At 44.2% G+C, this 19327-nt stretch carries 19 protein-coding genes and 3 pseudogenes; 1 reads left to right on the top strand and 21 read right to left on the bottom strand.

Annotation, left to right across the window (positions count from 1 at the left end; translation table 11 throughout):
- Positions 1 to 39: 39 nt before the first annotated feature.
- From FTU16_RS07210 to FTU16_RS07125, 18 genes are all read right to left on the bottom strand, one after another.
- Positions 40 to 1272 (bottom strand): beta-ketoacyl-ACP synthase, encoded by a 1233-nt coding sequence (locus tag FTU16_RS07210; RefSeq protein ID WP_180003137.1) that lies wholly within the window; start codon positions 1270 to 1272, stop codon positions 40 to 42.
- The gene (locus tag FTU16_RS07205; RefSeq protein ID WP_180003138.1) at positions 1272 to 1997 is read right to left on the bottom strand and encodes a 3-ketoacyl-ACP reductase FabG2; all 726 of its coding nucleotides are present in this window, start codon (positions 1995 to 1997) and stop codon (positions 1272 to 1274) included. Before FTU16_RS07205 ends, FTU16_RS07210 begins: the two co-directional genes overlap by 1 nt.
- Positions 1994 to 2431, bottom strand: a complete 438-nt coding sequence (locus FTU16_RS07200; protein ID WP_180003139.1) for a 3-hydroxylacyl-ACP dehydratase — start codon at positions 2429 to 2431, stop codon at positions 1994 to 1996. Before FTU16_RS07200 ends, FTU16_RS07205 begins: the two co-directional genes overlap by 4 nt.
- Positions 2428 to 3624 carry a beta-ketoacyl-[acyl-carrier-protein] synthase family protein gene (locus FTU16_RS07195; RefSeq protein WP_168369540.1) on the bottom strand — a complete coding sequence of 399 codons (1197 nt, stop codon included), beginning with the start codon at positions 3622 to 3624 and terminating at the stop codon, positions 2428 to 2430. The genes FTU16_RS07200 and FTU16_RS07195 overlap by 4 nt, the downstream gene beginning before the upstream one ends.
- Positions 3617 to 4174 (bottom strand): DUF3261 domain-containing protein, encoded by a 558-nt coding sequence (locus FTU16_RS07190; protein ID WP_168369541.1) that lies wholly within the window; start codon positions 4172 to 4174, stop codon positions 3617 to 3619. The genes FTU16_RS07195 and FTU16_RS07190 overlap by 8 nt, the downstream gene beginning before the upstream one ends.
- Positions 4164 to 5465, bottom strand: coding sequence for an NAD(P)/FAD-dependent oxidoreductase (locus tag FTU16_RS07185; RefSeq protein ID WP_168369542.1), 1302 nt, complete (start codon positions 5463 to 5465; stop codon positions 4164 to 4166). The genes FTU16_RS07190 and FTU16_RS07185 overlap by 11 nt, the downstream gene beginning before the upstream one ends.
- A gap of 18 nt (positions 5466 to 5483) precedes the next feature.
- Positions 5484 to 7808: an MMPL family transporter gene (locus tag FTU16_RS07180; protein WP_180003140.1), complete on the bottom strand. Its 2325-nt coding sequence runs from the start codon at positions 7806 to 7808 to the stop codon at positions 5484 to 5486.
- Positions 7783 to 8424, bottom strand: coding sequence for an outer membrane lipoprotein carrier protein LolA (locus tag FTU16_RS07175; RefSeq protein WP_168369544.1), 642 nt, complete (start codon positions 8422 to 8424; stop codon positions 7783 to 7785). Before FTU16_RS07175 ends, FTU16_RS07180 begins: the two co-directional genes overlap by 26 nt.
- Positions 8425 to 8431: 7 nt before the next feature.
- Positions 8432 to 8851 (bottom strand): thioesterase family protein, encoded by a 420-nt coding sequence (locus FTU16_RS07170; RefSeq protein ID WP_005012597.1) that lies wholly within the window; start codon positions 8849 to 8851, stop codon positions 8432 to 8434.
- Between the two features lie 9 nt (positions 8852 to 8860).
- Entirely contained in the window at positions 8861 to 10393 is a 1533-nt protein-coding gene (gene hutH, locus FTU16_RS07165) for a histidine ammonia-lyase (protein ID WP_168369545.1), read from the bottom strand.
- A 5-nt stretch (positions 10394 to 10398) separates the two neighbouring features.
- Positions 10399 to 11313, bottom strand: a complete 915-nt coding sequence (locus tag FTU16_RS07160; RefSeq protein ID WP_168369546.1) for an acyltransferase — start codon at positions 11311 to 11313, stop codon at positions 10399 to 10401.
- 17 nt (positions 11314 to 11330) lie between these two features.
- Positions 11331 to 12065, bottom strand: coding sequence for a glycosyltransferase family 2 protein (locus FTU16_RS07155; protein WP_168369547.1), 735 nt, complete (start codon positions 12063 to 12065; stop codon positions 11331 to 11333).
- A gap of 14 nt (positions 12066 to 12079) precedes the next feature.
- Positions 12080 to 13741, bottom strand: coding sequence for an AMP-binding protein (locus FTU16_RS07150; RefSeq protein WP_180007370.1), 1662 nt, complete (start codon positions 13739 to 13741; stop codon positions 12080 to 12082).
- A 78-nt stretch (positions 13742 to 13819) separates the two neighbouring features.
- Positions 13820 to 14374, bottom strand: a complete 555-nt coding sequence (locus tag FTU16_RS07145) for a septation protein IspZ (RefSeq protein ID WP_005090850.1) — start codon at positions 14372 to 14374, stop codon at positions 13820 to 13822.
- Positions 14371 to 14619 carry an acyl carrier protein gene (locus FTU16_RS07140; RefSeq protein WP_005090852.1) on the bottom strand — a complete coding sequence of 83 codons (249 nt, stop codon included), beginning with the start codon at positions 14617 to 14619 and terminating at the stop codon, positions 14371 to 14373. Before FTU16_RS07140 ends, FTU16_RS07145 begins: the two co-directional genes overlap by 4 nt.
- A gap of 9 nt (positions 14620 to 14628) precedes the next feature.
- Positions 14629 to 14889 carry a phosphopantetheine-binding protein gene (locus tag FTU16_RS07135; protein ID WP_005090854.1) on the bottom strand — a complete coding sequence of 87 codons (261 nt, stop codon included), beginning with the start codon at positions 14887 to 14889 and terminating at the stop codon, positions 14629 to 14631.
- The gene (locus FTU16_RS07130; protein ID WP_005090856.1) at positions 14873 to 15685 is read right to left on the bottom strand and encodes a 1-acyl-sn-glycerol-3-phosphate acyltransferase; all 813 of its coding nucleotides are present in this window, start codon (positions 15683 to 15685) and stop codon (positions 14873 to 14875) included. The genes FTU16_RS07135 and FTU16_RS07130 overlap by 17 nt, the downstream gene beginning before the upstream one ends.
- A complete protein-coding gene (locus FTU16_RS07125) occupies positions 15679 to 16299 on the bottom strand; it encodes a beta-ketoacyl synthase chain length factor (protein ID WP_180007391.1) in 621 nt (206 codons plus the stop codon). Before FTU16_RS07125 ends, FTU16_RS07130 begins: the two co-directional genes overlap by 7 nt.
- A 205-nt stretch (positions 16300 to 16504) precedes the next feature.
- On the opposite strand from FTU16_RS07125, the pseudogene FTU16_RS07120 reads away from it, so the two are divergent.
- Positions 16505 to 17368, top strand: a pseudogene (locus FTU16_RS07120) (IS3 family transposase); the annotation flags it as partial.
- Here FTU16_RS07120 and FTU16_RS07115 read toward each other — a convergent pair.
- The 3 genes and pseudogenes from FTU16_RS07115 to FTU16_RS07105 form a co-directional block, all read right to left on the bottom strand.
- Positions 17367 to 17749 (bottom strand): annotated as a pseudogene (locus FTU16_RS07115) (transposase); the annotation flags it as partial. The pseudogenes FTU16_RS07120 and FTU16_RS07115 sit on opposite strands and share 2 nt — an antisense overlap.
- A gap of 163 nt (positions 17750 to 17912) precedes the next feature.
- Positions 17913 to 18578 carry a flagellar biosynthesis protein gene (locus FTU16_RS07110; RefSeq protein ID WP_180003145.1) on the bottom strand — a complete coding sequence of 222 codons (666 nt, stop codon included), beginning with the start codon at positions 18576 to 18578 and terminating at the stop codon, positions 17913 to 17915.
- A 135-nt stretch (positions 18579 to 18713) separates the two neighbouring features.
- Positions 18714 to 19199 (bottom strand): annotated as a pseudogene (locus FTU16_RS07105) (IS3 family transposase); the annotation flags it as partial.
- Between the last annotated feature and the right edge of the window lie 128 nt (positions 19200 to 19327).

Genomic DNA, 19327 nt, shown 5'->3' with positions numbered 1-19327 from the left:
AGATAGTGTTTTTTTAAACCCCATTTTTTACCCTCTGTTTCAGTTATGGTCTATATTATTTTTGAAAATTAATGATGTATTAATGCCACCAAAGGCAAAATTATTCGTCATAATAATTTTTGCTGACATCGGGCGAATATCACCACAAATATAATCTAATTCCGCACACGCAGGGTCAATGTTATCTAAGTTTAAAGTTGGCACGAATTGATTACGTTGCATCATTTCAATGCTGAGCCATGCTTCAATTGCACCACATGCACCTAAAGTATGACCAAAATAGCTTTTTAATGAACTGATTGGCTTTTGACCCAATATACGCACAGTTGCTTGTGATTCAGCAATATCACCCTGATCAGTCGAAGTGCCATGTGCATTAACATAATCAATATCCGCAGCAGTAAGCTGTGCATCTTTCAGTGCCAATTGCATACAGCGTCCCATCATCTCAGAATCAGGTCGCGTCACATGCTGACCATCAGTATTGCTACCATAACCGATGATCTCAGCATAAATAGTCGCTCCACGTGCTTGAGCATGTTCATATTCTTCTAAAATCAAACAGCCTGCACCTTCACCAACAACCAAACCATCCCGATTTGCATCAAAGGGACGCGGAGTTTTCTCTGGATGATCATTTTGAACGCTGGTCGCTAACAGTACATCAAACACAGCTGAACCCGCAGCGCTGAGCTCTTCTGCTCCACCTGCAATCATCACAGTTTGCTTGCCGTATTTAATCGCTTCATAAGCTTGTCCAATGGCCATCGAACCGGAAGTACACGCACTTGAGGTCGGCAGCGTTAAACCTTTTAGCCCAAAATACACCGTCATATTGACCGCGCTGGTATGTGACATCATACGAATGTAGGTCGTGGCATTGAGTTGACTCATATCATGCTCAAGCAACATGGTACCAAACTCACGCACAGCATCCACACTGCCCGCAGAAGAACCAAAAGCCACGCCTGCATCGCCACTTCTTAAGATATCAGCATGGAGTAAACCTGCGTCTTCCAATGCTTTTTCAGCACATACCGTGGACATTAAGGCAACACGCCCCATACCACGAGTAACTTTACGGTTAAAATGCTTCGGTACAGTAAATGACTCAACTGGACCAGCTAATTTACTACGTAAATCAGGATAGATCTCCCAATCGGGCATATAGCGAATGCCACTTTTACCGAGTGTAAACTGCTCAAAAATTTGCTCTGCGGTTTCACCCAAAGAAGTAATCCCAGACATGCCTGTTACAACAACACGTTTCATTAGATCAGGCCTCCATTAATTGAAAGCACTTGGCGGGTGATATAACTGGCATCATCACTACATAAAAACTTTACCGCTTTAGCGACTTCTTCCACCTGCCCCATACGTTGCATCGGAATCATTTTCAAGGCATGTTCTTTGACTTCCTCTGTGACCATTTCGGTTTCTATCAAGCCCGGAGCCACACAGTTCACCGTAATTTTGCGTTTTGCCAACTCTAGTGCCAATGCTTTGGTCGCACCAATTAAGCCTGCTTTGGCAGCACTATAATTGACCTGACCACGGTTCCCCATAATTCCAGACACTGAAGATAATGTCACAATACGTCCACCCTTTTTAAAGCGGATCATTGGCATCATCAATGGTTTCAACACATTATAAAAACCGTTCAGAGAGGTCGAGACCACATCATCCCAGTCTTCATCAGTCAGTGCGGGGAAAGCACCATCACGGGTTAATCCTGCATTCAGCACTGCACCGTAAAAAGGACCATGCTGTGCTATATCTTGCTCTAAAATAGCGGCAATTTTTTCACGCTCATTCACATCGAACATCAGTACATGACTGGCCTGTCCAAGCGCTTGAATTTCCTGAGCCACCGCTTCGGCCTCAGACTGTCTTGAACGGGCATGGACCGTGACATCAAAGCCTGCCTTTGCCAACTCCAAAGCAATCGCTTTACCTATCCCACGACTCGAACCCGTGACTAAAATTCTTCTGTTCACACTAATTTTCCGATGATTTCATTCATATTTTCAGGCTCAAATACGCTCAACATGGCGCTGAACCGATGTTCTTGATATTCAATTTCACAATGAAACTGCCCCAAACCCTCGTGCAGATAACTTTGTTCTACTCGAATCCGCACGGTTGTGCCCAAACTAAAATAGGCACAAGGCAACTGCATTTTACGCGTTCCCAATAAAAAGCCAATTTTCGGTGGCCAACCCTTGGTTTGCCCTTTATAGCCTGCATAGGCACTAATGGTCTGCGCCATCAGCTCAATACTGCTCCATGTGGGCAAGCCATTTGGCTCACAAAACATCAAATCAGCTGTGATATGAAGTTCTGCAATCGCAAATGTATCATTGGCTTCAATCAAATGACTCACGAAAACCATCGGTTTCGCATGTGGAATAAACTGTACTGCGTCCATCATGACAAAACCGTCCCGAAAATTAAACTGATGTTGCTCCCACCAAAAGCAAAAGAATTACTCATCGCATAGCGAATCGGTGCAGCTAAATGCGGTGTAAACACATAATTTTGCCCAGCCAAAGCATCGTCCAATTCACCTGCATGATGCAGCGGCAACCAAGATTGATCTAATAAAACCTGCTGGCAAATAAAGGCTTCGATTGCACCCGCCGCCCCCAGACAATGTCCCGTTTTATGTTTGGTGCTACTAAGTGCAACTGGATAATCTGCAAAAACAGTCTGCACCGCCTTAATCTCCATCACATCATTTTGCGGTGTAGAAGTCCCATGCAAATTTAAATACCCAATATCGCCTGCTTCAAGCTGTGCCATATCTAAAGCTTTTTGCATCGCCTCCGCAGCCCCTCGTCCTTCTGGATGCGGTGCTGAAATATGCCATGCATCCATTGACTCACCACTCGACAGCAACATCACAGCTGCAGGTGCTTTGGACAGTAAAAATAGTCCTGCAGCTTCGCCAATATTGATGCCGTCACGGTTGGCACCACAGGGCTGACAAATTCCGCTCGATAAGCTTTCTAAACTATCAAAACCATTTAAAGTCAGCTTGCACAAGGTATCGACTCCACCGACTAAGACAGCATCGGCCAGATCTGCATTCAGCAGACGTTGCCCCGCCGCCAGCGCTTTAGCTGCCGAGGAGCAAGCGGTAGAAATGGTATAGGCAGGCCCTTCCCAGCCCAAATACTGTTGTAAGGCTTTCGCTAAACTGCCCATTTCTTGCTTTTGGTGCTGTACAGACTGCGGTACAGACTGTTGAAACTGGACTTTTAAGACAGGCTCATTATCTGCGATGCCTGAGGTTGACGTGCCGATAATCACAGCAAGACGTTGTTTAGCAAACTGTGCTGTATAAGCATGAATTTCAGTTTCAATGTGCGCCAAAGCCGTCAGGGCAAAGCGTAGATTCCGTGAATCTGCACTGCTCAAGCTTTCAGGCACTGCTTGAACCAAGGCTTGATCCGATGCACCGACCCAGACCGAACGCCCCGCGATCAAATCCTCTCGTTGTGACAAAGTATTTTCTGTGCTTGTTAAGGCATGCTGAAGCTCAGTGGCATTTTGCCCCAAAGCCGACAGCGCCACACTGAACTGAATACCCATGGCTGAAACATGCTGTAGATTTTTAGTCATGATGGTCACCTTGATCATCTTCTAAAGTATTGCTCACCGTGCTGATCACCATTTGATAAGGCACTTGCAGATTATCCAGTTCAATTGCTCCTTCATTTTGCTGAATTTTCAACACGGGTTGCTGCTGTATATAAATGGTATCGTCTTTCTGCACGACAGCATTTTGAGCAGTATGTAAGGCAGCAAAATTTGGATAAGTGGCATACAGAATATCACGCACCACATAATCAAAAGGCAACCGTTTCATTGGATCAATCCGCTGTTCAACTTCGACCTTTTGACCATCAAAACTGAGTTTAAACAACTGTTGCCCTGTGAGGCTGAGCGCTAACATATCAAGCGACTGCCCCCGTTGTTGCTGATACAGTAAAAAGCTGAAACTCTGGGTTTTCCACTGCACTTCGATTTGATCTTGACGTTGATAATTTTGCGCAGCCCACTGCGGGGTCGCGAGTCCCTGCGCCTTGGGAATCCAGCTTTGGCAGGCACTACAGAGCAGAGCACTGGCTAAAACCCAACTGACGGTTTTCAAACGCAGCTTAAGTTTCATCAGTCAACGACTCTTTTTGCGGTTGTTCTTCTCGGCAATATTCGGCCAAAGTGCTCAAGCGTTGCTTGGCATTACGATGAATCGGGTTGCTTGCATCCCACGCATAACCTGCCAGTAAGGAAGCAATCATACGGCGGATTTTTTCATCCTGATGAGTGGAGAACACCACATCCTGAAACTCCCCCGAATACCATGACTCGACATAGGCACGAAATACTTGAATGCCTTTACGTAGTGGCTTTTCATATTGCTCCATCCAGTCTACTGCCTGACCTTGCAGCACTTGCTCGACCAATGGTACGGCTAGACTGGACGATTTCAAAGCAATAGTCACTCCCGAAGAAAAGACAGGATCAAGGAACTCACCGGCATTGCCCAGTAGTGCATAGTTGTTGGAAGCCAAATGTTTCACATCGGCAGAGTAGCCCACCAAAGTACGGACAGAAGTATCATGTTTGGCGTGACGCAGTACATGTGACAAACTGGCATCATCGGCTAAAATACGTTTCTGCAAGGCCTCAAGGTCATAATCTGCACTGCCGTCATAACCATATTTTTCAAAGAAATCTTGCTCCGCCACGATGCCAAATGAAGAGCGCCCATCAGCAAAGGGAATCAGCCAATACCACGCACGATGATCTTTTTCATGCACAGTAATTAAAATTTTCTCACGGTCAAACTCAGGGTCATCCAACAAACCATCTTCAATATGGGTAAAGACTGCACGGCGCACAGGAAAGTCCGACGGGCTTTCTAAGTCGAGAAACTTCGGCAAAATACGGCCAAAACCACTGGCATCTAACAGGAACTTGCCTTGAATTTGGTAGCTGTTGCCTTGCTCATCTTTGACCGTCAAAATCGGCTGTGTGGATGTGACATCGACGGCCAAGACTTCATGGCCAAAACGGATGTCCGCGCCCATTTTTTCGGCTTGCTGTGCCAAAAGCTGGTCAAAGTTGGCACGTCGGACCTGCCATGTAGTGCCTGGGCCTTCACTAAATTTTTGGGTAAAGTCATAAAAACTACGCTGTCTGCCTCTTAAAAAAGCCGCGCCATTTTTAAACTGAAAGGCATATTCGTCGGCATGTGCACGCACCGTTTCCAATAAACCCGCTTCTTCTAAAAACACCATACACTGCGGCAATAAAGACTCGCCGATGGAAAAACGCGGAAAATATTGCTTTTCAATGACCGTGACTTGGTAACCTTTTTGGCGCAACAAAGCTGCAGCCGAGCTGCCTGATGGTCCCGCCCCAATAATTAAAACATCTGTCTGTTGCATGGTGCTCATTGCACTGTACCCTTTGACTCAGCTCTTTGGCTGATATTGTTGAACCACCACATGTTTTGCATCGGAGGATGTAAAAAGTGTGGCATAAATAAATGAAAAAATAACGCCCAGCAACACTGTTAAGCCAAAACTGTGAATGGCATAGGTATGACTAAAGGACAGCAAACCAAAACTAAAAAACGTCGACATCATGCACAGGAATAAAGCCATCCCCACCACCTGCGGATGATCATGTCCGTGGCGGTAGAAAATCGCATAGTCCACCCCAATCCCAATGATTAGGAAGGTACCCATAATGCTGAATAAATTAATCTCGACACCCAGCCATGCTTGAATCGCAAACGTGGTCATTAAGGCCATGCTGACAGGCAACACCAAAGGCAGAATGGATTTTTTGCCATATAGTGTCCCTAAGCCAATGGCTAAAATCACCAAAGCGCTGAGTAATAGCCACTGTGCCTGCTCACGGTGCTGTTTAAACAATTCAGACAGTTGATGAACGGGACGTAACAGTTGTACATCAGCATTCTCAAGCTGCTGTACGGCTTTGACATCATGCACATTTTGCAGCATCACCAAACGTTGTGTCGGACTCATCTGCAGAAAATGCAGAGGATGATCTTTAATGACTGCTTCGGTCAACAACGGTTGGTCTTTTAAATGGGCTTGCCAGTTTAAAACATCCGCTGCGTTGAGCTGTAGCGCTTGCGCATATTTCACTAAAGCTGGCTTGGGAATCGCCTGCAACATCGCGATATTGTGCTTCTGCTGCTCAAGCGAGGGAATCCACTGCCCTAAAGCTTGTACAGCATCCAACTTGCCAGCCTGTTGTAAGGGCGCAAGCTCTGCCAGTAGTTGCTGTTCGCGCTGCTCCAACTCTGCTGGGGTTCTGCCCTGTACCACAAAGTATTCACTGCTTTGCTGTTGCATAAAACGCGAACGAATATATTGATCTTCCTGCTTTAAGGTGGCATCCATACTTTGTAAATTACGGATGTCATCATTGCTTTTCAGCAAGGCGAGACTACTACCCATCACCAGTAGAATCAGTGCAATCATGCCATAACGCAGCGTATTTCGACTCTGCACATAACTGCGTGCTTTGCCAATAAAGCCCAAAGCACGTATCGCAGGTTCCGCATTCAGCGCAGGCAAACGTGGCAACAATAAAATACTGGTCACCCATGCGGCGCTCAGTCCAACCATGGAAAAGACCGCAATCTGCTTAAAACCCGGAAATGGGGTAAAACTCAGCACTACATAAGCCAACAATGTAGTCATCAAACCCACAAATAGGCTTGGCAATAATGGTTTTAAAACTGCAAATCCATCCACCTGTCGGTGCTGAGACTGCATGGCCATAAAGTAAAATGAAAAATCGACACAAACCCCTATCAGACTGGCGCCAAAGACCAGTGTCATCAGGTGAATTTCACCGAAAACCCAATACGTCACCGCAAAGGCCACCAGACTGCCGGTACCTACTGCAACCATTTCCGTCAGCATCGGGCGTATCGAACGGAAGCCAAACCAGACCAGTAGTAATATTCCGATGGTCGAACCCACGCCAATAGTCGAGATTTCCTCTTTGGCAGAATTGGTGCCAAACTGTGCAAACAATAACGTGCCTGTCCAGTGCGGTTTAACCTGCAACTGGTTGAGCTGCCGATTGATATTCTGAATAAATGCAGCAGTCTGCTCTTGGTAGGCAATGTTATAGGGACTGCTATTGAGCTGAAGCACCATCAGGCGCGAGATGCCCTGCTCATCACGAATGGTCGCAAAGCCCTGCTCTAAATTGATATCGGCATTATTTTGTAAGGCACTTAAACCCACTGCATAACGGGGAAACAGCAGCAAGGGATCTTGCTTGAGAATTTCAGCCGTGATTGGCATGCCCGGACTCATCAGTTGTAATAAGCCTTGCTCTGTCAGTGCGACATCATCCTGCTTCTGCACAATCTGTTGATCTGTCTTGGATAACAACCCCGCCTTATGTTGATACAGCGCTTGGGCAAATTGATCAGGATCAAGCTGCGGACGAACGGGTAAAAACAGCTGACTTTGGTCGGCTTGGGTTTTGAGTACTTGCGTTGCCTGTTCTAATTGCTGATCTGTTTTGGCATCCAACACCACAAAAACTTTGTCATTTAACTGCCGACTGACATATTGCTGTGCTTGTTCCAGATGAGCATCTTGATGGGCCTCAGGCAACAAAGCAAAAATATTGGTCTCAATCTTAATGCCTTTATTCAGCCAAGCCACGCCCAGTGCCAAAGCAATGACACACAACAGCAACAACCACAGGGCGCTAAATTTATTTTGCCAATTGGAAAAGCGCATTTTCCGCAGCCGTTAAAGTTTGAGGTTGAGCCGTTTGCTGGCTAAAACGAATGATGGTGCGATTATTGGCTTGTTCCAAAATCGTAATACGGTCCACATAACGCTGACCTTGCGCATCGACTTGGACAAAAAGCTTTTTAAATAGACTGCTTTTCGGCGTTAAGCTGACATTCCACTGCGTCGGACTGTAATTGGCAGACACCACGTTAAAGTTTTTAGCGAGTGCCGCTTCATTGCCCGACATCAACTGCAAAAACATCGTCGCTACAGAGCCATAAGGAGTCTTATCGACTTCAATTTGACTGGACGTGCGCTGCGTCTTTTGTACCAGCTTACGCGGTGTCACCACCAAATCGGCTTTGACTGGACTTTGAATCTGCCACAGCACCCCTTGGTTTTTGCTGAACAGCACCGTGCCTTTGGACACATAGGTTTTATTCAGAGCGGCCAGTTTTTTCTGCTGCTCAAATTGGGCACGCACCACAGGCGTTGCACCGAGCTGAGCAAACACCTGTTTCAATTCAGTATTTTGTGCATTCACTGCGGGAGCAAGCACAGTCATCATACTGGCTGTACACGCAACCAAAATCGGCTTAAAAAATTTGTATCGAATCATGCTTGCATTACTCCGCTTTAAATTCAGGCCATGCATTTAAACAGTCCAGCAACACCTGTGGTGACTGGAAGCACATTTCACGTTTTTCAATATGTACCGCCACTTGCGAGGTATAACCCTTGGTCAGCTTTCTGCCTGAAACTGCATCGAAAATCAGATATTCGATTTTTAAGCGATTTTCCCATTCTTTCAAAACGGCGCGCACACGAATTTTTTGCTCAAACTCAATGCCTTGTACATAACGCACATGACTTTCAATCACTGGCCATGCATAGCCCGAGTCACGCATTTGGTTATAGTTATAGTGAAATTGATCCAGCAATTTGCAGCGTGCAATTTCAAAATATTTTAAATAATGCCCGTGCCACACCACATTCATGGTGTCGACATCATGAAAAGGCACTTCAATGATTACATCAGCATGCATGCTCATTTCCTATGAATATTGAACAGCAATGCTGTCTAACAGTTCTAAATCCTCAAAGCGATGAACCAATGCCTGAAGCTCTTGTTGCAAAGGACGATCTTCCACTACATAGGTGAAGCTCTGAAGCACCCAGTGTTGAAATGCTGTTAAAACAGGGCTGAGTTCTGTATCTACCCCTTTGAGTTTGACCGCCTGAACCGCTGCACAGCTGAGTGCCGCAATCACTTGTTCAGTCAGGGTAATCACTCGACTGGCATCACGCGCAGCAATGGTACCCATACTGACTTTGTCTTGATTATGACATTCGGTTGAGCGTGAGAAAATCGACGCAGCGAGGGTTTGTTTCAAGGCTTCTGCTGTCCATGCCGAAACCCCAATTTGCACCGCTTTAAAGCCATGATTCAACGGCAAACGCTCAGGGCTTGAACCGGTTAAATTGCGCGGCAAACCATTGTTCATTTTATAGTCGACCAACTGCGCAAACTGACGATCCATCAAGTCAGCAATATTCGCGATCATAATTTTCAGGCTGTCCATGGCTTGGGCAATATGTCCGCCATAGAAATGTCCACCATGCAGTACCCGCAGGTTCACTGGGTCAATCAATGGGTTGTCGTTACTTGAATTCAGCTCATTTTCAATAAACTGACGCAGCCAGACTTTAGAATCTTCAAACACCCCAATCACATGCGGTGCACAGCGCAGTGAATAACGGTCTTGCAGGCGCGAACTTTGGTGTTCGGTCTGCACGTCACTGTTTAACCAGTCACGTAACTGAGCTGCAATATGTTGTTGTCCCGGATGTGGTTTCTGCGCAAACAAGACTTCATCAAAATGGCTTGGATTCCCTTCTAAAGCCAAAACATTCAGGGCGGTAATCAAAGTACTGGCAAAAGAAATCTGTTCGGCTTTTTTATAATTCAAACAGGCAATCGCGGTCATAACCGCTGTACCATTCATCAGGGCTAAACCTTCTTTAGGACGCATCACCAAAGGCTCCAAACCTTTTTCGGCATACACTTGTGCAATCGGTACGATCTGGTCTTGATAGTACACATCGCGCTCACCGACCAAGGCCCCAGCAATATAAGACAAAGGCGTCAAGTCACCACTGGCACCCACCGAACCTTCTGAGGGAATCACCGGAATGACATCTTCATTCAGCATCCAGACCAAACGCTGTAACAAGGCATGCGAAACACCCGAATAGCCGCGCGCCAATGAACATAAACGCACCACCACGACAGCACGTGCGGTAATTAAGTCTAAGTTTTGTCCCATGCCACAGCCATGAAAACGCGACAAATGTAGTGGTAGCTCATGCACTTGATGGGCCGGAATTTCAACCAAGCACGAGTCTCCATAGCCCGTGGTCACGCCATAAATGACGCCTTCGTCTTGCAACAGCTGATCGAGGAAATCTGCGCCACGTTGAATCAATGCTGTCCATTCAGCAGAGGCAGGCAATGCCACCTGTTTTTCTTTACGCGCTACAGCCACAACATCTTCAATACTGAGCGGAGTTTCCCCAACAATTAACACAAGACTTATCCTTTATTCCAAAAATTATAAAAATTAAACCATTGAAAGGGCGCGCGTATGCAATGCTGTTCCAAAAGTTCCACATACTGTCGTGTGGTCTGCTGCATGGCCTGTAAACGCTCTTTACGTGGCCAATTTAACTGCTCCGCCACTGGGTGAATATGCACTTCAAAATGTGTATCAACTCGATAGCAAAACACTGCCAGCACAGGAGCTTTCAACAAACTGGCCAAAATCCATGCACCTTGTGGCCACAGCGCCTGCTCACCTAAAAACGCAACCGATTGTACCCGATCTGACTGCACAGGTACGCGGTCTGCAGCCACAATCACCCATTCACCTTGATCCAACCTATCCTGTAAAATCAGTGCTGTTTCAATTCCCAACTCATCCACCGAAACCAAATTGACATCGGCATGTTCATTCAGCTTTTTTAAAAACTCATTGAATTTGGTGGCATGTTTTTGATAGACCAACACATTAATTCTCTGCGGATGCTCTGCTTTGACGGCACGAAGCAATTCAATATTGCCAAAGTGTGACACCACAATCACCGCACCTTTTTGATAGTGCGAACGAAAATGCGCATGACCATGCAGCTTTAAGTTCTGCTCAGGAATATGCCCGAGCCAGCCCTCAATTTTATCTAAAATACATTCGCCAAATTGCATCAAATGCGTATAGCTATGCCAAAGCTGCGGCTCAGCCTGAAACGGTGACTGTGCACCTGCAAAATGATGCAGTTTTTTTAAGTACAACAGAGAAGCCTGACGCGCGGTATTGGAAAAGAGCCAGTACCATAAAATCACAAAGTACAAGATGACCCGACACAGCCAGCGCCCACCCAAACGGTAGAAACCCAGCATCAGCATCAGCGGCAACATCCCGCCCCGCTCTTTCACGGCGCTCCATTTCTGCATATGCTTCTCTGACCGCCTTAGCCTTTAACTTTCTGATAAATCAGTTTGGGGAACCGCAGCAGCATGCCACCTAACAAGCGACTATGCGCGCGCGCCATGCCCAAATTGTCACGCCAAACATCAAAATGTGAAATGCCACCTTCAGGGTAAACGACATGCGTGGGCAAATTGATAAACGGCACATTATCCCATTTCAAACGCACCAAAATTTCCGAGTCAAAGCCCATCCGCGGTTGAAACTTGGCTGTATTTAGAATGTTCACCGTCTGCGCCAAAGGATAAACACGAAAGCCACACATGCTGTCTTTAATGTCAAAAGACAGACTGTTAATCCACACCCAAATATGGGTTGCATAACGTCCATAGAGACGTTTTTTTGGAACAGTCGCATCAAAGATCGGCTGACCAATAATCATGGCTTCGGGATGCTGGATAGAGGTGTCTAAAAAGCGTTGCACATCCTGCCAATCATGTTGTCCATCCGCATCCAGTTGCAAAGCATGGCTATAGCCACATTGAAAGGCATGCTTGAGACCCGTGATCACCGCCTGCCCCTTCCCTTGATTGTGGGTATGTTCAACCAAATCGACCCTTGGGTAGTCCTGCTCAAGCTGATGTAACACTGTTGTACAATCAGCATCACTGCCATCATTCACCATAATAATGGGTAACTCAAAAGCGCTTAAATGTGACAGTAACGCAGCCAAATAATGCGGATGGTTATACACAGGAATCACAAAGCAGTGTTTCATTTTTGTCTCTCGGCTTAAACGTCTACAGGGACAGCAAACAGCAAACGTCCTGATGCCAATATTTTGTCATGATTTTTCAGCTCAAAACTGATCTTATGTGCTTTACGGCTGAGCACCAGTTCCAGCGTTTGATAGGGTTGGATCAGTCCTTGAAATTTTAACTGCTCAAAACCATTGCACCACAGTAAATCTGCCCAGTTTTGTTTGGCAAAATGTTGAATAAATCCAATTTGCCCTACGCCCGGATAAATCGGGAAGTTCGGAAAATGCCCTTTAAAGCATTCCAGCTCAGGCACAAACTCCAAAGCATAAGTGATCTGCATATCCTGTGACTGCTGTGTCAATACCACAGGCAGAGTCATCGGCTGAAAGAGTGATTTTAAATACTGTTTGTTCAGCTTCGATTGTGCATTTTGTGGCATTTGCGTTAAAAACCGCCACTGCCGCGGAATCGCGATACTTTCCAATTTCAGTTGTAAGTGTTTTTTCAGCTGTGCGGTAAAGGCAGCTTTACCCTTTTCAATGAGCAGCGCCCTTGCATCATCCGTTAACACTGCCACCACCGCCAACATCTGACGCTGTTCTTTTTCATGAATTAAAACATGGCACTGCTGTATTTCTGCCAACTCAGCGATTTTTGCTTCAATCGCATCGAGACTTAACCGCTTTTCTTCGAGTTTGACAATGCGGTCCAAACGCCCCAACAACTGAAACGAACTTTTGGGATTATCTGCATCCATAACCTGCACTTTATCTCCCGTCAGAATCCAATCCTCGCTATAGGCATGGTTGGTTTTAACGGCTAACTCTTGCTGCTCGGCGCAGTTAATTTCGACATTGGCAAAGGGTGTCCATAGTGCATCATCCGCCTGACGGTGAGCAATCCCGCCTGTTTCAGAACTACCAAACACTTCAGTAATCGGACGGTTCAGCAAAGGACGCACGCCTGCATCCAACTTTCCACCAGAGGAATAGACCCGATGGCAGTCTTGCAACACTACATCTGTGGTCCAGCGCTTCAACAATGCAGGACTTGAAATCAGGTAATTGGGCAGTTGCAGATGGGCAATTTTCTTTTGAAGATCGACCACATCTTCAGGGAAAGCCTGTTGTTTTTGATAGAAACTGCGTCCACTGGCTAAGGGCCACAACAACTTAAACAACAAACCATAAATATGTTGATGACTCACCGTGGCAATCGCAACTGCCCGCTCAGGCAAATCAAAACTGGCTTCCAAACCACAGACTTCATTGAACAATTGTTGCAAGGTGCGCGGAATCTTTTTCGGCTGCCCTGTTGAACCCGAAGTATAGAAATACAGCTGTGCCTGATTGAGAAAGGCAGCATCAAATTGAAGCTCAAAGGTTGACGCGGCTGTCGACGGCAAACGTTTTAAAAAATAAATCTGCTGTTCAGCCAATTCTTTTTCTAAGTCGCTGACCCGATGCGGCGGCAACAGCACTTGCTTAGCTGCTTGCAAGGCTGCAAACAACAATACCAAAAACTCATAACTGTCTTGTTCCCAAAGCGCCCATACTGGCTGTTCCAACTGCTGAATTTGCGTAGCCTGCTCAGCTACATCCAACCAAAAAGTGTGAAAGGACACAAAACTTGAGTCCGCCTGAATACACAAGGGACGCGATGAATGGAGATGGTGTTGAAAATGACAAGACATAAAATTTGTTTTTAAAAACCGTATTTCTAATCGCTATAGTTCGAGGCCACTGTTTCAGTTGCCCTGACGGAAATGCTGTTATTTCTGTGCCTGATGCAGTCGTTGCTGGCGTTTACGCAACACAAACTCACCCAGTAACAGTCCACCCATCAAGACATAAGAGATCAAGCCGTTATACATCACCCAAATTTTCATCGGTGCAAAGAAAACAGTGATCAGGGCAATGACCGCATTGATGCAAAAAAAACCACACCAAACTTTGGTCACTTGACGGGTCCATTCGACTCCTTCTTCTGGCAGATTAGGCTCTGCCAAACGTGCAAAACGCTCAATCATTGAAGGCGGTCGAATCAAGGTGCTGGCAAAAATAAACAGCGCCCCAAGACTCATAAAGACAGGATAGAGTTTAAGCCACGCATGATCTTTTAAAATCAAACTCAGCCCGCCACATAAAATGGCAAAACCTGTCAATGGCCACAGCAGGGCATTGCCCTTACTCAAGAGACGTAAAATGCCCAGTACAATCAATACCGCACTGACCCAGACATACTGTCCATGTGCCAAAGCATAAGCGACAAAAAAAGGATAGAGGATCAAACCGATCCCTGCTACCCCTTTTAAGATGTTGTTCATGCAACTGACATATTCTGAATCACGACCACCACATCTTGAATGGTGCGCACATTTTTAAAATCTTCAGGGTTGACTTGTTTGCCTGTCAACTCTTTAATTTTTACCACCAAATCAATGGCATCAATACTGTCAACATCGAGGTCTGAAGCTAGGTTTGACTCTAATTGCACATCTTCAGGCGCAATTTCAAACAACTCTTCCATCCATTCACGTAATTTTTCTAACACGGTTTCTTGTGCAAGCATAGCAACCTCTTATGCTGTTTTCTGTGCTTCAACCAAAGCCACTAAGCTTTGAATTGATTTAAAATGTTCTTTGGTTTCTGCAGACTCTGCATTCAAATGAATGCCATAACGTTTTTTCAATGCCAAGCCTAATTCAAGGGCATCAATCGAGTCCAAACCTAGACCATCGCCAAACAAAGGCGCGTCTGTATCAATGTCTTCAATACTGATGTCTTCAAGGGCAAGGACATCAATAATCATTTGCTTTAATTCATCAGCAAGATTCGTCATTTAGGGATAACTCTTGGTTAAAAAACCATTGTAATTGTTGATTTAATTGACGTACATTTTTTGGATTAACCGTTACGTCATCCAATACGTCTTCCACTTGGATCGCATCCAAGACTTTTACATGGATATGAAAAGGCTGTTCTGGAATGTGATACCATTTTTCGTTTTTGGTGAGTGTCGAGGGCGTACAGCTAATTAGCACAGGCCGAATCGGTACCCCTGCCCTTAGTGCAATATTGGCTGCGCCGCGCTGAAACTCGTTCAACTGCTCACCTTTTGCTGTTCTTGTTCCCTCAGGAAAGATCAACAAGGACGCGGCATGATCCTGCTGCAATTTGTGTACACAGTCCTGAATAAATTGTTCAGAACCCGCATTTAAAATATAGCCCGCACTTTGCACAGGACCTTTGGTAAATGGATTTGACCACAGTGCCTGCTTAACGACACAGTTTGCTTGCTCCATTAAACCAATTAAAACCACCACGTCAATCAGTGTCGGATGATTGGCAATCACCAACTCCTGTTGACTGTTTTTTAATTTCTCTAAACCTTCAACCGTATAAGTCATAATGCCCAGTTTCACCATCATTTCGGTGAAACCTTTAAAACTGTGTTTAATCACCTTTTGAGTGCGCTGTTTTCGGACATCCAGATCAGACGAACTCAGCTTAACCAGAGGGGCAACCAAACCGCCAATCGCCACACCGCCTAAGCCAAAGCTGGCAAAGCTAAATCCTGTCGCCCCAACCCGCCATGCATAGTTGGCTTTTTGCTTGATTCGATTTAATTTCAGCATTTCGTCCACGCTTCAGATTCAGTTTGCTCAGGATTAGTCCAAAACGTGTTAAATGCTAAAGCTTGCTGATAGGCTGGCGTTGCATTCGTATGCTTTGGCATCAATATCAAATTTGCAGGCGCTAATGAAATCATCGCTGCCATCGCAAAAGCAGAAAATGGCTGATGCTCGATATACATTTCAGGCAAGGCTTCATCATAATACACCAGCAAAACCTGACAGGCTTCTGGCCTTGTTTTTAACCATGCATAAGCTTCAATCAACCCATCATTCCACGAACCTGCCAAACTGGTCGCAGGTGTCGCATCCTGACATAAAATAGAATATAAGCCTGAAATTGCATTATGTACCGAGGTTGAAAATTGAGTCGGTGAAGGCGTTTGCCCTCTCAAGACATCTTCTAATATATTCAGCGTTTTGGCTTCATCACCATATTGCGACACCCAAACAATATAATCGACTTTGTGTGTATTTAAAGTCTGTATTGCACTATTCATAGCCAGCTTTGCTAGGCGCGATAAGCGCCGGCGTTGCATCGCAGGAATGTGTTGTATAGCTGATAACACTTGATCAATCGAACTTAGATTTAAGTGGGACACGTGGAGTTGCATCATCATGATCAGTAATTAAAAAATTGACAATTATCAGGTGTGTAATTATAACACCGAGTTAAATTTTTCACAAAAAATAACAAAACCATGTTGTTTTCAAAAATAAAACTGTGAAATCCATTCAATTATCAATTGCTGTATGCTGAAAAAACAGGAGGTTTTAACTTGGTAAACTATACATACTCATCAGGAGTTTACCATGAGCTAGAAACACAAGACGTATACGGTAGAACTTAAATCTGAAGCCATCAAAGCATTAGAAGCCAATCAAGGCAATGTATCCGAAACAGTTAGAGAACTCGGCATTTCCATGCAGACCCTTTCGCATTGGAACAATAAGGCAAAGGCAGGGACTTTAGCTGGTACTAAACAGTATTCACCTGACCTAAACGCTTTGCTCGAAGAAAATAAGCAACTTAAACAAACAGCTTAAATCCGCTGAAATGGAACGTAAATTTCTAAAAAAGGCAGCAGCGTACTTTGCCAAAGTACGTCAGTAAGGTACGCCTATATGAAATCGCAAAAACACTGATTGCCGATTATTTTGATGGCACGATTACTTCATGTATTAGTTTCACACTTTTATAATTGGCTAAAACGAGGTGTGAATAAACGATTAGTTCAGCGAAATCAACAAACAAATTTGGTCAAAATAGCGCACAAATAAACGAAACAGAGCTATGACTATATTCGCTTAACCAAGCATTTACAGGCTCAGGTCGTAAAAATTAGTACATATGCAGTATGTCAGATAAAAAAGTTAAATCAGCTGCATTGTAAGTACCACAAACGTTTCAAAAGAACGACGAACAGTGACCATAACTGAGCGATCTATCCAAATTTGCTTGAGCAACAATTCTCAATGATTAAACCAAACCAAGCGTGATTGAGTGATATTACGTATATATGGACGACTGAAGGCTTGTTGTACTTAATAGTTGTAAAAGACGTTTACACGAAACAAGTGGTTGGCTACAGCTTAAATGAGCGTATGACAGCCAAGCTTGTTTGTGATGCATCGAATATGGCTATTCACAATCAAAAACCAGCTAAGGACCTCATTGTACATTCACAAACTTCATGCCTGTAGAGTCTACGAGTAGATGAAGCCCATCACTGTTTTTCTGATAACTAATTGCAATATCAATATGCTTTTGTCTTCTACAAAGCATACTGTAATCTGGTGCTGTCCAATCCAATCCGCAAAGTTTAATTAAGTTTTGAACAAAGCCAGTAACCCTGTGTAAAGTGAGTCTAAATAGAGATTTGATCATCAAATACATTGAATCGCTATGTCGGAGTAAGTTTTACTTAGACCTTATTTGCCTTGCGGTTCTGCATGCCATTGTGTTTTTGGATCGAACCAAATGTCAATATTCCCACGATTAAAGAGTGCTTGGTTATATGCTGACCAATTGGTTGTGCGGTAGATTTTGTATGTAAGCTTCTTCATTTGAAAATTATATTGCTGAAAAAGCCTTTACAGATAGGTTTGTGCAACAAAGCCTATGTGAAGTTGAATGTAGACTGGGAAATCTAACAGATAGATAAAATGATAAAGCTCTTCTAAAAGAGCTTTATTCTAAGAGTCTATAATTTGGATCTAAAATGATTTATTAGGGGGTAACTCTAGGCAAAGATAAAATTAATTTAGCTTCATAGTCATTCAAAACATTATCAATATTTTCAATCCATTTTGTACCATTGGCTACCTGTGCTGATCTAACAACTTTGCTGTAAACGTGAATAGGTTCAGCTGGCGATTTCTTCGTATTGAAGATATCGGTATCAATTTCAGAATGGATTTTAATAGATGCAAATCCTGGCTGGAACCAAGACCAGAATTTATTAATTTTAATATTCAAAACTAGGTCTGCATTCGCCCGATTGGCAGCATTATCTTCAAGAACTTCATAGCCTGATTTCTTAAGTGCTAGAGTTGTACGTTTCTTTAATAATTCAGAAACCGTTTCTTTCTCTAAAAGAATATCACCTAAAGCTTTTCCATAACCGTTACGCTTTCGAGCTACAGCTTTTGCTTTTTCTTCAGCCGTAGCCTTTGCTAAACCACCTTTTAAAGATGGGATATCAGCAGTTGGTGGTTTATCTTGAAAAGACCTTTCATCTTCAACAAGTGCAATAATCACTTTTTTAGAATTACTGGCCTCTTGTGTAGAAACTTGATTAGAGGTTGGAACTTGGATAAGTCCACGAGATGTTGCACATCCTGAAAGTGTAGTGATTAACAACCCAAAAGTTAGTATAAGAAAAAAATGTTTCACAAAAATCCCTCAATATTTATATAGTTAGGTAAAACTTCATAAATATAAAGAAATAGCGCAAAGATTGAAAGATAATTATTCGTATTAGTGGGAAAGTGAACCGTACCGGGTTTGTCGGAGACTGTTTTATTTAAGTTAGGCCACCTGACCTAACGGGTTAATCTTATCATAGTACATTGCTTCAAACTCAAAAGGTGATACATAACCCAGTGCACTGTGTACACGCTTTTTATTGAACCAATCTACCCAGTTTAGTGTCGCAAGTTGTACATCTGCTAAACCTTGCCAATCTGCTTTTAAATATTCAATCACCTCTGTTTTGTATAAGCCATTCACCGTTTCAGCCAGAGCATTATCGTATGAATCACCAGTTGTACCGACTGATGCTCGTAAATTTGCAGCTTCTAAACGATTGGTATAGCGAATGGAAAGATATTGAACACCTCTATCGGAATGATGAATCACATTCTTTGGCATGCCTCGATCGTGCAATGCTTGCTCAAGTGCATCGAGTACCATATCTGTATTCATCCGTGTAGATACTTTCCATCCAACAATTGCTCGTGAGAACACATCAATAATAAAGGCAGTATAGACCCAGCCTGAATTTGTTTGACTATAGGGGTGAGTAGACCAAAGGAATCTCACCCTTAGCCCCTCGCAGAACCGGACGTGAACCTCTCAGCTCATCCGGCTCCCATTATCCAACCGATGGTAAACATCCCATTTTCCAGTGCACAAAGGCATTT

Origin of the sequence: Acinetobacter sp. YH12069 (genome assembly GCF_013419675.1) — a bacterium.
Lineage (GTDB): Bacteria > Pseudomonadota > Gammaproteobacteria > Pseudomonadales > Moraxellaceae > Acinetobacter > Acinetobacter amyesii.
This window is presented reverse-complemented; position numbering and strand designations above follow the sequence as displayed.